At 63.6% G+C, this 14,661-nt stretch carries 12 protein-coding genes; 10 read left to right on the forward strand and 2 right to left on the reverse strand.

Annotated features, from left to right (window positions below; genetic code table 11):
- Positions 1 to 178: 178 nt before the first annotated feature.
- The 5 genes from KUV86_RS11990 to KUV86_RS12010 all read left to right on the forward strand — a co-directional run bounded on the left by KUV86_RS11990 (position 179) and on the right by KUV86_RS12010 (position 6,730).
- Positions 179 to 2,545 (forward strand): Tex family protein, encoded by a 2,367-nt coding sequence (locus KUV86_RS11990; RefSeq protein WP_222484915.1) that lies wholly within the window; start codon positions 179 to 181, stop codon positions 2,543 to 2,545.
- Between the two features lie 109 nt (positions 2,546 to 2,654).
- Positions 2,655 to 4,301, forward strand: coding sequence for a glutamate--cysteine ligase (gene gshA, locus KUV86_RS11995; RefSeq protein WP_409996347.1), 1,647 nt, complete (start codon positions 2,655 to 2,657; stop codon positions 4,299 to 4,301).
- On the forward strand, positions 4,298 to 4,822 hold the full coding sequence (locus KUV86_RS12000; protein WP_222484017.1) for a disulfide bond formation protein B: 525 nt from the start codon (positions 4,298 to 4,300) through the stop codon (positions 4,820 to 4,822). The genes gshA and KUV86_RS12000 overlap by 4 nt, the downstream gene beginning before the upstream one ends.
- Before the next feature lie 176 nt (positions 4,823 to 4,998).
- On the forward strand, positions 4,999 to 5,481 hold the full coding sequence (gene rsd, locus KUV86_RS12005; RefSeq protein ID WP_206941122.1) for a sigma D regulator: 483 nt from the start codon (positions 4,999 to 5,001) through the stop codon (positions 5,479 to 5,481).
- A gap of 274 nt (positions 5,482 to 5,755) precedes the next feature.
- Positions 5,756 to 6,730, forward strand: a complete 975-nt coding sequence (locus KUV86_RS12010; RefSeq protein ID WP_206941120.1) for a malate dehydrogenase — start codon at positions 5,756 to 5,758, stop codon at positions 6,728 to 6,730.
- Between the two features lie 277 nt (positions 6,731 to 7,007).
- Here KUV86_RS12010 and KUV86_RS12015 read toward each other — a convergent pair whose 3' ends face one another.
- Complete coding sequence (locus KUV86_RS12015) at positions 7,008 to 7,664, reverse strand: HAD family hydrolase (protein ID WP_206941118.1); 657 nt, start codon at positions 7,662 to 7,664, stop codon at positions 7,008 to 7,010.
- Positions 7,665 to 7,886: 222 nt separating this feature from the next.
- On the opposite strand from KUV86_RS12015, the gene KUV86_RS12020 reads away from it, so the two are divergent.
- Entirely contained in the window at positions 7,887 to 8,378 is a 492-nt protein-coding gene (locus KUV86_RS12020) for an RNA pyrophosphohydrolase (protein WP_206941116.1), read from the forward strand.
- Between the two features lie 115 nt (positions 8,379 to 8,493).
- Positions 8,494 to 10,755 (forward strand): phosphoenolpyruvate--protein phosphotransferase, encoded by a 2,262-nt coding sequence (gene ptsP, locus KUV86_RS12025; RefSeq protein WP_206941114.1) that lies wholly within the window; start codon positions 8,494 to 8,496, stop codon positions 10,753 to 10,755.
- A 60-nt stretch (positions 10,756 to 10,815) separates the two neighbouring features.
- On the opposite strand, the gene KUV86_RS12030 is transcribed toward ptsP, so the two are convergent.
- Positions 10,816 to 11,634 carry an NRDE family protein gene (locus KUV86_RS12030; RefSeq protein ID WP_222484016.1) on the reverse strand — a complete coding sequence of 273 codons (819 nt, stop codon included), beginning with the start codon at positions 11,632 to 11,634 and terminating at the stop codon, positions 10,816 to 10,818.
- A gap of 131 nt (positions 11,635 to 11,765) precedes the next feature.
- Here KUV86_RS12030 and KUV86_RS12035 point away from each other — a divergent pair, with 131 nt between their 5' ends.
- The 3 genes from KUV86_RS12035 (at position 11,766) to lgt (ending at position 14,631) form a co-directional block, all read left to right on the forward strand.
- Positions 11,766 to 12,956, forward strand: coding sequence for a response regulator (locus tag KUV86_RS12035; RefSeq protein ID WP_222484917.1), 1,191 nt, complete (start codon positions 11,766 to 11,768; stop codon positions 12,954 to 12,956).
- The gene (locus KUV86_RS12040; RefSeq protein WP_222484014.1) at positions 12,956 to 13,744 is read left to right on the forward strand and encodes a sulfite exporter TauE/SafE family protein; all 789 of its coding nucleotides are present in this window, start codon (positions 12,956 to 12,958) and stop codon (positions 13,742 to 13,744) included. Before KUV86_RS12035 ends, KUV86_RS12040 begins: the two co-directional genes overlap by 1 nt.
- An 83-nt stretch (positions 13,745 to 13,827) precedes the next feature.
- Positions 13,828 to 14,631, forward strand: a complete 804-nt coding sequence (gene lgt / locus KUV86_RS12045; protein WP_206941099.1) for a prolipoprotein diacylglyceryl transferase — start codon at positions 13,828 to 13,830, stop codon at positions 14,629 to 14,631.
- The last annotated feature ends 30 nt before the right edge of the window (positions 14,632 to 14,661 follow it).

Here is a 14,661-nt window from a genome sequence, read left to right on the forward strand (position 1 = left end):
CGACTGGGCGCATGCCAGGGAGGCTGCCGGGGTGTACCGGATAGCCATTGGCGGCATGCCCCGGCGCCCGTTTCATCAGGGTTTCTGTCCTTGATCCTCGGCAGTGGGTAGCGGCGGCGTCGACAGTCGCTTTGTGATACCTTGGCGGGATCATTGACGTCGTATTGCCAAGGATTTCATGGACGCTAACGCCAAGATCATTGCCCGCCTGGCCGAAGAGCTCGCGGTCAAGGCATCTCAGATCTCTGCTACCGTCGAGCTGCTGGATGGCGGCGCGACGGTGCCTTTCATCGCACGTTACCGCAAGGAAGTCACCGGCGGACTGGACGACACTCAGCTGCGCACGCTGGAAGAGCGGCTAGGTTACCTGCGTGAGCTCGAGGAGCGCCGGGAAGCGGTGCTCGCCGCCATCGACGAGCAGGGCAAGCTGACCGACGCGCTGGCCGCCAGCATTCGCTCGGCCGACACCAAGCAGCGCCTGGAAGATTTGTACCTTCCCTATCGCAAGAAGCGTCGGACCAAGGCCCAGATTGCCCGTGAGGCTGGCCTTGAGCCACTGGCTGACGCCCTGCTGGCGGATCCTACCCTGGACCCTGAGCACGAGGCTCAGGCCTATCTGCGTCCGGCGGAAGGCGAGACGCCCGCCATCGAGGATGCCAAGGCAGCCCTGGATGGCGCCAAGCAGATCCTGATGGAGCGCTTTGCCGAGGACCCGGAACTGGTGGGTCGCCTGCGTGAGCGCCTGTGGAGCGAAGGCGAGCTGTCCAGCAGGGTGATTGCCGGCAAGGAGCAGGAAGGCGCGAAGTTCTCCGATTACTTCGAGCATGATGAAGCCCTGGCCAAGGTGCCTTCTCACCGGGCCCTGGCCATGTTCCGGGGCCGCAACGAGGGCGTGCTGGCGCTGTCCTTGCGCCTGCCAGGAGAGGACGAGGCACCGGTGCATCCGGCGCAGGTGGCCATCGCCAAGCATGTCAGCATCACTGACGAGGGCCGCAAGGCGGATCGCTGGCTTGCCGAAGTCGTGCGCTGGACGTGGCGAGTAAAGCTGTATACCCACCTCGAGACAGAGCTGATGGGGCGCCTGCGCGAACGTGCCGAAGGCGAGGCCATCGATGTCTTTGCCGCCAACCTGAAGGACCTGCTGCTGGCCGCGCCGGCGGGGCCCAAGGCGACCCTGGCCATCGATCCGGGCCTGCGTACCGGCTGCAAGGTGGCGGTGGTCGATGCGACGGGGCAGTTCCTCGAGCAGGCCACCATCTTCCCCCATGCACCGCGCAATCAGTGGGACGCCTCTCTGGCTGAACTGGCGAAGCTGGTCAAGAAGCACGATGTGGCGTTGATCGCAGTAGGTAATGGCACCGCCAGCCGGGAGACCGACCGCCTGGCCGGCGATCTGCTGAAGGCGATGAAGGATCCTGGCCTGTCCAAGGTGATGGTGTCCGAGGCCGGGGCTTCGGTCTATTCCGCGTCGGAATACGCCGCCCGAGAGCTCCCGGATCTCGATGTGACCATTCGTGGTGCGGTGTCGATTGCCCGTCGTCTGCAGGATCCGCTGGCGGAGCTGGTCAAGATTGAGCCGAAGTCCATCGGTGTCGGCCAGTACCAGCATGACGTGTCCCAGGTGCAGCTGTCCCGCAGTCTGGAAGCGGTTATCGAAGACTGTGTCAACGCGGTCGGGGTGGACCTCAATACCGCGTCGTCGGCGCTGCTGTCACGGGTGGCGGGCCTCAATCCGGGGCTGGCCGAGAACATCGTGCTGCAGCGAAATGCCAAGGGTGTCTTCCGCGATCGTCGCGACCTGCTGGAGGTGTCCCGGCTGGGGCCCAAGACCTTCGAGCAGTGTGCCGGCTTTCTGCGCATCATGAACGGCAGCAATCCGCTGGATGCCAGCGCGGTTCACCCGGAAGCCTATCCGCTGGTTGAACGCATTGCCGCTGGCAGTGGTCGAGAGGTGGCTGGACTGATCGGTGACAGTGCGACGCTGAAGTCGTTGAAACCCGCCGACTACGCCGATGAGCGCTTCGGTGTTCCCACCGTCAGCGACATCATCTCGGAACTCGACAAGCCGGGTCGCGACCCGCGTCCGGAGTTTCGTGCGGCGCAGTTCCGTGAAGGCGTCGAAACGCTGAAGGATCTGGAGCCAGGCATGGTGCTGGAAGGCACCGTGACCAACGTCACCCACTTCGGGGCCTTTGTCGACATCGGCGTCCACCAGGACGGCCTTGTGCACATTTCGGCACTGTCCGACCGCTTCGTCGAAGATCCCCGCAGCGTGGTCAAGGCCGGGGATATCGTCAAGGTCAAGGTGATGAACGTCGACCTGCCGCGCGCTCGCATTGGACTGTCGATGCGCCTGGATGACACCCCGGACGCCGAGGCAGGCGACTCCAGGCAGGCACCTCGTCGTCGCGAAGGCGGTGGCAAGAGCCAGCCTGGACAGGGGCGCCGCCAGCGGGGCAACGGTGGCGGCAAGGAGGACGCTTCCGCTGCGCCGATGGGCGCACTGGGGGCCGCCTTGCTCAAGGCCAAGCAGGGGCGTTCTTGAATCCTGTCGACGGATCGCCATAATCTGGCGACCACAAGGGCGGGCGCAGTAGCGCCCGCTGCCGTCGCCGCCACACGAAGCAGGCCCCCGGGCCCTTCCATGACACGGGGTGTTCACCTTGTCCACTCAGCTTTCCTCGCTCCTCGAACGACTGCGCGGCCCCGCGGCTGCGCGACGCTTCGGCCGTCTGCGCCGAGGCATCGAAAAAGAGGGGCTAAGGGTCGATGACCGCGGTCGTATCGCGGCGACCTTCCACCCACGGGCGCTGGGTTCGAAACTGACCCATCCGCATATCACCACGGATTACTCCGAATCGCTGCTGGAGTACATCACGCCGGTCTATAGCCGTCCGGATGAGGCCCTGGAATTTCTGGCCGACCTCCATCGCTATACCTATCGCCAGCTCTATGGGGAGTGGATCTGGCCTGCCAGCATGCCGTCCCGGCTGGAGGGCAATGAAAGCGTGCCGATCGCTGACTACGGCACGTCCAATGTCGGCACCATGAAGCACGTCTACCGGCGTGGCCTGGACGCCCGCTATGGACGCATCATGCAGTCGATCGCCGGGATTCATTACAATGTGTCCCTGCCGGATGACCTGTGGACTCTGCTCAAGACGCTGGACGAGCAGGAAGCCATGTCGATGGGCGAGTACCGTTCGGCGCGCTATTTCGGTCTGATTCGTAATTTCCGCCGCCATAGCTGGTTGCTGCTGTACCTGTTTGGGGCCTCGCCGGCGCTCGATACCAGTTTCCTGCCCGATGGCAGCGTGCCGAAAGGTCTAGAGCGACTGGGTGAGAATACCCTGGTATCGCGCTATGCCACCAGCCTGCGGATGTCGGATCTGGGCTATCAGAACAAGGTCCAGGATCAGCTGAAGATCTGCTTCAACTCGCTGTCGAACTACGTCAACACGCTGCGCCACGCGATCTCCACCGCCTGGCCAGACTACGCCGCCCTTGGTGTTCGTGACGGGGAACGCTGGAACCAGCTGAACGCCAATATCCTGCAGATCGAAAACGAGTATTACAGCGATATTCGACCCAAGCGGGTGACGCGCCACGACGAAACCCCGAGTCAGGCGCTCGAGGCCAGGGGCGTCGAGTACATCGAGGTGCGCTGCCTGGATATCGATCCCTTCGCGACCCTGGGAATTGATGCGCAACAGACGCGCTTCCTCGATACCTTCCTGGTCTGGTGCCTGCTGTCGGACAGCCCGTGGATTTCGGATGAGGAGTGCGATCACCTGGATGACAATCGTCGTCTGGTGGTGGAACAGGGGCGCAAGCCGGGACTTGAACTCAATGACCGAGGGCAGGTCCGAGAAATGGCCGAGTGGAGCCATGGGATCATCGCCGACATGCGTGAGGTCGCCAGGCTGCTCGACCAGCTGGAGGAGGGCAGTCCTCACCTGGATGCCGTCGATGCGTTCGCGCCGCGCATAGACGACCCTTCGCTGACGCCGTCAGCGCGTCTGCTGGCCCGTCTGGAAGAGACCGGCGAGGAGTTCGTCGATGCCATGCTGGCGATCGCTCGAGAGCAGGCCGAGACGCTGGCGAGCACACCGCTCAATCGCTCGCGCCAGGGAATGCTGGACGAGCTGGTCGAGACCTCGCATCAACAGCAGCGTGACATCGAGGCGGACGACAGCACGGCCTTTGCCGATTTTCTGGAAGATTACTTTGCACGGGCTCGAGAAACCCGTGCCCTGACCCCGATGGACATGACGCCACCGACTGGAGAACGTCTTAAATGAGCGAATGGAGTCTGCGGCAGTGGAGCCTTGTGGGGCTGGGGTTCTGCGTGATGATGATGGCGGTGGCGCTGGTGCTGGAGCACGTGGTGGGACTCGAGCCGTGTCCGCTGTGTGTGTTCCAGCGAGTGGCGGTCATCGCGGCGGGGGTCGTGTTTGCCATTGCTGCGCTGCATGGGCCCGAGGGGCGTCTTGCTGGGGCTGTCTACAGCATCGTGGCGGCCATCGCGGTACTTGCGGGGGCGGGGCTGGCCATGCGCCATCTGTGGCTGCAATCGTTGCCTGCTGACCAGGTGCCCAGCTGTGGGCCTGGCCTCGATTACATGGTGGATATCCTGCCGCTTTCCCAGGTGGTGTCCATGGTCCTGACCGGTTCTGGTGAGTGCGCTGAAGTGGGTGGGCGGCTGCTGGGCTTGTCGCTGCCCGGGTGGACGCTGATCGGCTTTGTCGTATTGCTGGTGGTGCCGATTGCCATGCTGACGACCCTTCGCAGAAGCTCTACCGGCTATCGCTGGAACGGTTGACAGCGCTCGTCGCCCGGTCCCCTTGCGGACAAGTTGAGCGGCGCTGCTGTGCCGAGCAGGGGGAATCGGCAACGGCCAATCAGGTACTTGGCATGCATGCGTTGACAGGGCGGTCTTCTGGAGTGAGTCTGTTGATCCGCGCATTTTCGTGGTGAGGCAGCGCTAGGGAGGCCGCCATGTTGGAAGATTGCAAGTCTGCCAGCGAACGCTGGGGAGGAGTCCATCAGCTGATCGATCGCTGGCTTGAGCAGCGCGAGCATCTGCTGGAGGTGCTGAGCGAGCTCGAACAGTCCTGTGATGCAGATCTCGAGACCATCACCAAGGAGCGTATCGACAGTTTCAGCGAGACGTTGATGGACTACATCAGCGCGGGGCATTTCGAGGTCTATCCGCAGCTGCGGGAAGAGGCCCGTGCCTTCGATGACACCGCTGCCCTCAATCTCGCGGATCGTCTGCTGGAACGGCTCGAAATGTCCACCGAACTGGTGCTGTCGTTTGACGAGGATTACTCTACCCCGGTGCGCTGTCAGCGGTTCCTGCCGCGCCTGCCGGCCTGGCTCGAGCGCCTGAAGAAGGGCCTGTCCGAGCGCTTTGGCCTGGAAGATCAGTTGATATCGCGCCTGCACGACGCTCACGCGCCTGCCGAGGGTGTTTCCTGACCCCATGAAGCGTGGCCATGGCGTGGCCGCCGGTCACGCCCCGCTGCCATTGGCGGCGTCATGCTGCCGGTCAAGTCGGGGTGTTTGTGGTCCATTCGTACCGGGTCGATTGAGTTTTGTGCACTGCAGGCATAAGATTTTCCGCGTCCTGAACGCCGCCTGGGCAGTCAGGGCATCTATCGCAGTGACCGTCAGCAGCCTTTGCCGCCGGTGACTGCCGAGGATGTCCCTGCCGATCCCGGGCCTTCCACGGCGACAATCCCAAGGAGCCAAAATGAAAGACCCCGTCCGTATTGCCATCACCGGCGCCGCCGGTCAGATCAGCTACTCTCTCGCTTTCCGTATTGCCGCCGGCGACATGCTCGGCCCGGATCAGCCGGTCATCCTGCAGCTGCTCGAGATCACTCCGGCCATGGAAGCGCTGAATGGCGTCGTGATGGAGCTCAATGACTGTGCCTTCCCGCTGGTTCAGGACATCGTTGCCACCGACGATGCCAACGTGGCCTTCAAGGACGCTGATTTTGCTCTGCTGGTCGGCGCTCGTCCGCGCGGACCGGGCATGGAGCGCAAGGATCTGCTCGAAGCTAACGCGGCCATCTTCTCGGCCCAGGGCAAGGCCATCAATGACAGCGCCAGCCGTGACATCCGCGTGCTGGTGGTGGGCAACCCGGCCAACACCAACGCACTGATCGCATCCTGCAACGCACCGGACCTCGATCCGGGTCAGTTCACCGCGATGATGCGTCTTGACCACAACCGTGCCAAGACCCAGCTGGCCCAGAAAGCGGGCAAGCACGTCACCGACGTCGACAGCATGATCGTGTGGGGCAACCACAGCGCCACTCAGTATCCCGACCTGTCCCACTGCAAGGTGGACGGCAAGCCGGCGTTCGATCTGGTCGAGCGTGACTGGTACGAGAACGACTTCATTCCCACCGTACAGCAGCGCGGTGCGGCCATCATCAAGGCCCGTGGCGCGTCTTCTGCTGCCTCTGCAGCTTCTGCCGCCATCGACCACATGCGCGACTGGGCGCTGGGCAGCGACGGCATCGTCAGCATGGGTATCCCCGCTGACGGCAGCTACGGCGTCGAGCCGGGCATCATGTATTCCTACCCGGTGGTGTGCAAGGACGGCAAGTACGAGATCGTCCAGGGTCTGGAAGTCGACGAGTTCAGCCGTGGCAAGATGAAGGCTACCGAAGACGAGCTGCGCGAAGAGCGTGCTGCCGTCGAGCACCTGCTGGGCTGATCAGCCCCAGGCGGTGCCCGTCAGCCATGCACTGTCTTGGATGCACTGTCTGATACGCAAAAGCCCCATCGCATCGCGATGGGGCTTTTTTTGCCTGTAGGGCGTGCCTGTCGGCGGAAACCAGAAACCAGAGCGGCAGGGGGCGGAGACAGGGCCCCTGAGACAGCCCCCCTGAGACAGCCCCCCTGAGACAGACCCCCTGAGACAGACCCCCTGAGACAGACCCCCTGAGACAGACCCCCTGAGACAGACCCCCTGAGATAAAGGCCCGGTCGGCTCAGTCTCTCAGGCTGATGATCTTCCAGCCGCGGGCCTCGGCGACTTCGCGCAGGGCCGGGTCCGGGTCCACCGCCACAGGATGGTCGATCATTTCCAGCAGCGGCAGGTCATTGTGGGAGTCGCTGTAGAACCAGGCACCGTCCAGGGTGTCGTCGCGGGTATCGAGCCACTGCTGCAACCGGGTGACCTTGCCTTGCTGAAAGCTGGGCGTGCCGCTGACCCGACCGGTGTAGCGGCCATCCTGGATTTCCGGTTCGACGGCGATCAGCTCGTCGATGCCAAGGCGCTCGGCGATGGGAGCCGTAATGAAGCGATTGGTGGCGGTGATGATCAACAGAGTGTCACCGCGGGTGCGATGACGGGCGATCAGCTCTTCCGCCAGGGGCAGGATGTTGGGCTCGATCTTGCTGACCATGAACTGCTGATGCCAGGCGGCCAGCTGCTCCATGGAATTGTCCGCCAGTGGCTTCAGGGCCACCTCGAGAAACGCCATCATGTCCAGGCGTCCGGCATCGTAGTCCGCCTTGAAGCGATCATTTGCCTCGCGGTAAGCCACCGGGTCCACGGCGCCCTGTTCGAGCAGAAACTCGCCCCAGGCATGATCGCTGTCGATCGACAGCAGGGTATTATCCAAATCGAAGATCGCCAGACTCACTCGGTGTCTCCCAGCGCATGCGTGACATGGCCTCCTGCCCCGGCATTGTGGGTGGATCCGCCCGCGACGATAGCGCTCAAGGGACCCATGGCCGTGTGGTTCGGGGAGGCCGCAAAAGGGGCGATTATGTCAGAAGGTCGCCAGGGGTTCGAGATGTCGTATTGATGCGCTTCAAGCCATTGTGGAAGAATGCAGTCAATACCGATTAAAAAGGTGAAGCCCGTGATCGACGCAGACGGCTTTCGCCCCAACGTTGGCATCATCATCGTCAACGACCTGGGGCAGCTGCTTTGGGCGCGTCGGGTAGGGCAGAACGCGTGGCAATTTCCCCAGGGAGGCATCAAGTCTGATGAGACGCCACAGCAGGCCTTGTTCAGAGAGCTTCATGAAGAGATCGGCCTGACCGCCGAGGACGTGGAGATTCTGGCCTGCACCAGGGGGTGGCTGCGCTACCGCCTGCCGCGACGCATGGTTCGCACACACTCGCGCCCAGTGTGCATTGGACAGAAGCAGAAGTGGTTCCTGTTGCGTATCCGCTGTCAGGAAAACCGCATCTGTGTAGATGGCACCGCCAAGCCGGAGTTCGACGGCTGGCGTTGGGTCAGCTACTGGTATCCGCTAGGACAGGTAGTGCCTTTCAAGAGGGAGGTCTACCGCAGGGCGTTACGGGAACTGTTACCCCGTGCCCAGAGCCTGGTGCTGGAGAAAGGATGATCCGGCGCGTGTGGCGATCTTGTCCGGCGAGCCCGCTGACCTGGCAAGATGGTCCCCAATCATTGTTCGGTCGCCCCTTGACCGGACCAGTACAAGAACAGGGGTGAGGCCTTTCATGCTCAAGGTCCTTCAACGCATCATTCAAGAGGTCAACAGCGCGCGCAGCCTGGACGCTGCGCTGGCGACCCTCGTTCGGCGCACGCGCAAGGCGATGCAGACCGACGTCTGCTCGTTCTATCTCTACGACAGCGAACGTGAAGCCCTGGTCCTGATGGAGACCATCGGCCTGCGTACCCAGGCCGTGGGCCAGGTGGCGCTTCCGGTGGGCGAGGGGCTGGTAGGTACCGTTGCACGCAGGGAAGAGCCTCTCAACCTGGAAGATGCCCAGGCGCATCCCAGCTTCCGCTATTTCGAGGCCACCGGCGAAGAGCGCTATTCCAGTTTCCTTGGCGTTCCCATCATTCACCAGCGGCGCATGCTCGGCGTACTGGTGGTGCAGCAGACCGAACGACGACGCTATGACGAATCCGATGAGGCCTTTCTGGTCACCATGGGCGCTCAGCTGGCGGGTGTGCTGGCCCATGCGCTGGCCACCGGTGGTCTGACCTGTCCGGCCTTTCCCGGTGTCCAGGCAACCTTTGTCGGGGTGGCGGCATCCCCGGGAATGGCCATCGGTGAAGCGGTGGTGCTGTCACCCCCGGCGGATCTGGATAGCGTGCCTGACCTGATTCCCACCGATGTGGAGTACGAGATCGCTCGCCTCAAGGAGGCCATCGCGCGGGTGCGTGACGAGATTCGCGCGGCAGGCGAGCGCCTCGCCAATCGTATCTCTACCCAGGAGCTGGCGCTGTTCGATGTGTACCAGCAGATGCTGGGAGAGGCGGCGCTATCCCAGGAAGTCGAAAAGCGCATCCGCGAAGGGCAATGGGCGCCCGGGGCGCTGGCCGACGTGGTCCGCCGTCACGTGCAGTACCTGGAGCGCGTGGATGACGACTACCTGCGGGAGCGCGCGGCGGACGTGCGTGACCTGGGGCGGCGCGTGCTGGCGCACCTCCAGGAGGAATCCCCACGCCTGCCGGAGCACTATCCCAAGGGCGCCATTCTTATCGGTGACGAGATCAGCGTTGCCCTGCTGGGCGAGGTCCCGCGGGAGCGCCTCGGTGGGTTGATTTCGGTGCGGGGTTCCAGCAACTCCCATGTGGCCATCATTGCCCGAGCAATGGGTATTCCGCTGGTGTCGGGGATGGTCGACCTGCCGCTGCCTCGCCTGGACGGTGCCCCCTTGGTCATGGACGGCCACCGCGGGCGCGTATTCGTGCGGCCCGGGCCAGAGCTGGTGGCCCATTACCAGAGCCTGATCAATGAGGAGAAGGCCCTGGCGGCCATGCTCGAGCACGAGCAGGACCTGCCCAGCGTGACGCCGGATGCCCACGCCATGACCCTGATGGTCAACACCGGCCTGACGGTCGATACCGTGGCGTCATTGAAGACGCGCATCGGCGGGGTGGGGCTGTATCGCACGGAAGTGCCTTTCATGATCACCGAGCGCTTCCCCGGCGAGCAGGAACAGACACGCCTCTACCGCGAGCAGTTGGAGAGCTTTTCCCCTCTGCCCGTGGTCATGCGTACGCTGGACATCGGTGGCGACAAGGATCTGCCCTATTTCCCGATCGAGGAGGCCAATCCGTTCCTGGGTTGGCGTGGTATCCGCGTGACCCTGGATCACCCCGAAGTGTTGATGGTGCAGCTGCGGGCCATGTTGAGAGCCTCACAAGGCCTCGACAACCTGGAGCTGCTGCTGCCGATGGTGACCAACGTCAACGAGGTGGACGACACCCTGAGGTTGATCGAGCGCGCCATCGTCGAGCTGGGCGAGGAAGGCGTCGATGTGCGTCGTCCGCGCCTGGGGGTGATGCTGGAAGTGCCGGCGACCCTGTATCAGCTCAAGGCACTGGCAGCTCGGGTCGACTTCTTCTCGGTGGGCAGCAACGACCTGACCCAGTACCTGCTGGCGGTGGATCGCAACAATCCACGCGTGGCGGATCTCTATGACTCCTGCCATCCGGCGGTGCTGTCGGCACTGTATCGTCTGGCAGCAGAAAGTGACGAGCTGGGTGTGCCAACGTCGGTGTGCGGCGAGTTGGCCGGTGATCCTGCGGGAGCACTGCTGCTGATGGGAATGGGCTTCAGAGTGCTGTCCATGAACGGCCCGAACCTGCCCAGGGTGCGTGCTGCCATCCGTCGCGTGACCCGTCAGGACGCGGCAGAGCTAGTCACGCAGACGCTGGCCTTGGATACCCCGGCCCAGGTGCGTGCCCACCTGACGCAGCGAATGGAAGATTGGCAGCTGGCCCATCTGCTGCCGCCACGGGATTGAGGCCGCCACGGGATCGAGATACTTAGGCGCAGTGCCAGGTACCTACTGGCTTGCGCTGGGTTAGCGACGGCTGATGGGCAATGTCAGCCGCGTTTCCCCGAGGAAGCTGCCACCAGGGCCAAAACGTTGTTCGTGAATGACAAAGTGCTCATCGACGCCGTTGTTCACATCGCCCCGCACGAGCACCACGCTGGTGGTCGCCCTGGTGCCGTAGTCATCGCCGACGATAAAGGCAGGTGACAGGAAGCGCTCAAGGTCGAGCCCGACGCCGGTGTCGGGCAGGCGCTCGTCCTCCGGGCGCCGCTGGTCACTGAACCCTCGACGGGCCTGAGGAAGTGTCTCGACCCGTTGGTGGATGACATCGTCAGTCAGGGCCTGCGTCACTTTCTCGAGTTTTGGCCATGGCGTATCCAGTGACGCATTGGACAGCCCGTGGGTACCTGGCGTGACCCGGTCAAGGGTAGCGCCATGACGATCCCGGCGCAGATGCCAGAGATGTTCCCCATCACCGACCAGCAGGTTGAAACCGGCATATGCCAGGGCATGGTCGCACTGTTGACGGTGCAGCCAGTGCTCTAGGTCGTCGGTTTCCAGTGCTTGTCGCACCAGTAGGCCGCGGCTCGCCACCGGAGGCTCGGGGATAAAGTCGGGGTCGCGGACGTTGGTGATGGCGGCAAAGCGCCCGCGGCGGTGGACGCCAAGCCAGGTGCCTCCGGCCTCGAGATCACGTCCTGCGACCAGGCCGGGAGCATCGTCCCAGGCCGCCAGCGGGGCGGTCGGGCGAGCGTGTAGCTCATCGCGATTGGCGATGAGAACAACAGCGTGCCGGCTATCGGGGACGCTGTCAGCTGGGGCGTGGTGCAGGGCGATAAGACACATCGATGCAGGGTAGCGGCATATGTCGCCGATGGGAATCCGCGAGGACAGCGTTTATGTCGTCGCCTGTGCCACCATGACAGTCGGCAGCTGGCGACGTAAACTCGTGGTTCCTTCACATAACGGTAGGGATGATGCTAGGCGACGACGGCAAGGAACGCTTGTGGCGCAGGCTGGTCATTCCCATCCTGTGGCCAGTGGCAGCTGCCCAGGGGGTACTGCTGGCGCTATGCCTGGTGCTGGCGCTATCGCTGCACTGGCTGATGCCGGCGGCATCCAGCTGGAGCACGACGCTGTGGATGATCACGGGGCTGCTGGTGGGCACCGCGCTCAATATCATGGTGTTCCTGGTGCTGCTCAAGCACCGACTAGCCGAAGTGGAGCGGGATCTTGGCGGGCTGCTCGACAGAGTCGAGGCATGCCTGCATCAGGTACTCAAGACGAGGACAGGAAAGCCCGCTGATGCTGCCGGCGCTCCCGTTGACCGAGTCGAAACGCTGCTGGACGCCTTCGAGTCCAGCGCTCCTCCCGTGGCGGAAGCTCCGCCCCCTATGGTTGGCCTGGGGCCGATCATTCATGCCGATCAAGTCAACAATTGGCAGCAGGAAAGCCGCCGGCTGGAAGCTGCACTATCCCGTGCTCGCGAGGAATCGCGCTTGAAGTCGAGCTATCTGAGCCACCTGAGCAAGGCATTGGCGCCGCTGGTGGTCGAGCTGGAATCACTGATGCAAGCAGATGGCAGCCCTTCACCGCAGGCCGGCAGTCAGCAGGACAGCCGTCGGGCAGCCGACACTGAGACCGTCGATGGTGTGGCAAGGCCCTCCGGCGAGCTGCTGCGCCGCTTGGGCGATATACGCCTGCTGCTGGACAACCTGGAGGCGGGCGACGAGGAAGAGAGAAGCGCCGCTCGGGATTCATCCCCGCGACACCAGGCACCGAAAGTTCTGATCGTCGACGATGGCCCGGTCAATTTGATGCTGGCACGCGAAGTGCTGGAACGGCGTGGGGTGGAAGTGGTTACCGCAACCCGCGGCGAAGAGGCCCTGGAGTGGCTAGATGCCCATGTGGTGGACCTGGTGCTGATGGATATCGTGCTGCCTGATATCGACGGTATCGAGACTTCTCGTCGCTTGCGCGCTGTCGAGGCCGCTCACCCGGAACGCCCTCGTGCGGTAGTGATCGCGCTGACGGCCAATGCCAGCGATGAAGACCAACAGCGCTTCAAGGAGGTCGGCATGGATGCCTTCCTGGCCAAGCCGTATCGTCCCCAGGCATTGCTCGAATTGCTCGACACCTGGCTGCCTCAATCCGCGAGGCTGTCCTGATGCTCATGGCCATCATGTCCTATCTGGCGCTCGGGGCGGTCGCAGGGGCGCTTGCCGGCTTGTATGGCGTGGGCGGAGGACTGATCATCGTACCCAGCCTGATGGCCGTGTTTGCACTGCAGCAAGTGCCTGCGGAGATTTCCATGCACCTGGCCGTAGGCACCTCCCTGGCAAGTATCGTCATCACCGGTTCTTCCTCGGCCCTGGGACACTATCGGCGCGGCAGCATTCGCCGCGACTGGCTGGTAGCCCTGCTTCCAGGGCTGGTACTGGGGGCCATCGCCGGAGTCTTCGTGGCGGGAGCCCTGTCCGGCGGCATGCTGGGCACGCTGTTTGGGGTGTTCCTGCTGCTGGTTGCGCTGAAGCTCGTACTGGGGCGCTCACCCAAGGCCGGCAGCAGCGCTCCGGGGCGGCGCAGCATGATCGTCGCTGGCGGCGTCATCGGGGGGATTTCTGCACTGTTCGGTATCGGCGGGGGCACTCTGAGCGTACCCTGGCTGATTCGGTGTGGCGCCACCATGACCCAGGCGGTGGGCACCTCGGCTGCCTGTGGCCTGCCGATTGCGCTGGTCGGGGCTCTGACCTTTGTCGCGGTGGGCTGGGGCGATCCTCGGCTACCCCAGGGGGCGGTAGGCTTTCTCATGCTGCCTGCCCTGTTCGGCATTGCCCTGACCAGCGTCCCCTGCGCCAGGCTGGGTGTGCGCCTGGCCCACCGGCTGCCGGCACGGGTGCTCAAGCTGTCATTCGCGCTGCTGCTGACGGTAGTCGGACTCGGCTTCCTGCTGTAGCGAACCCGAGCAGGGTTTCGCGGTCACATGAGTCTTCCGCCATATCGATTTCACTCTCTTACTGATCAGGGACATAACCGAGCATGCTGTCATACCCTCAAATCGACCCGGTGGCCATCGCGCTGGGTCCCTTCAAGGTCCACTGGTATGGACTGATGTATGTCGTCGGCTTTGTCGCGGCATGGTGGCTGGGCTGTCGCCGAGCGCATCGGATCGGTTTGACCCGTGACGATGTGGGCGACCTGCTGTTCTACGCCGCCATCGGTGTCGTGGCAGGGGGACGACTGGGGTACGCGCTGTTTTACGGACTGGACCAGTGGCTGGCGGATCCACTGTGGATCGTCAAGGTGTGGGATGGCGGCATGAGCTTCCACGGCGGCCTGATCGGGGTGCTGCTGGCAGCCTTGCTGTTCGCCCGCCGCAAGCAGCTGGCGTTTTTCACGCTGACCGACTTCGTAGCGCCGCTGGTACCGATCGGCCTTGGGGCAGGACGTATCGGTAACTTCATCAATCACGAGCTGCCGGGGCGCGTCACTGACCTGCCCTGGGGCATGCCGTTTCCCGGCTATGGCCCTGAACCGCGCCATCCATCGTCGCTGTACGAAGCCTTGTTGGAAGGCGTGGTGCTGTTTGTGGTGCTGTGGTGGGTGTCGGCCACGCCCAGACGTCGGGGCCTGGTATCGGGTCTGTTCCTGCTGGGCTACGGCGCCTTCCGCTTCTCGGTGGAGTTCGTGCGCAGACCCGACCCTCAGCTAGGCTTCATTGCCTTCGACTGGGTCACCATGGGCATGCTGCTCAGTCTGCCGATGATCGTTTTTGGTGTGCTGCTGGTGGCCTGGTCCCGTCGGCAGCCAGTGGATGCCAGGCTTAGCCCGAGCGCCGGATGAGGGCGCGCCTGTTGCTCGACGATCCGCGCT

It is taken from the genome of Halomonas sp. DP8Y7-3, from assembly GCF_019801675.1.
GTDB lineage: Bacteria > Pseudomonadota > Gammaproteobacteria > Pseudomonadales > Halomonadaceae > Halomonas > Halomonas litopenaei_A.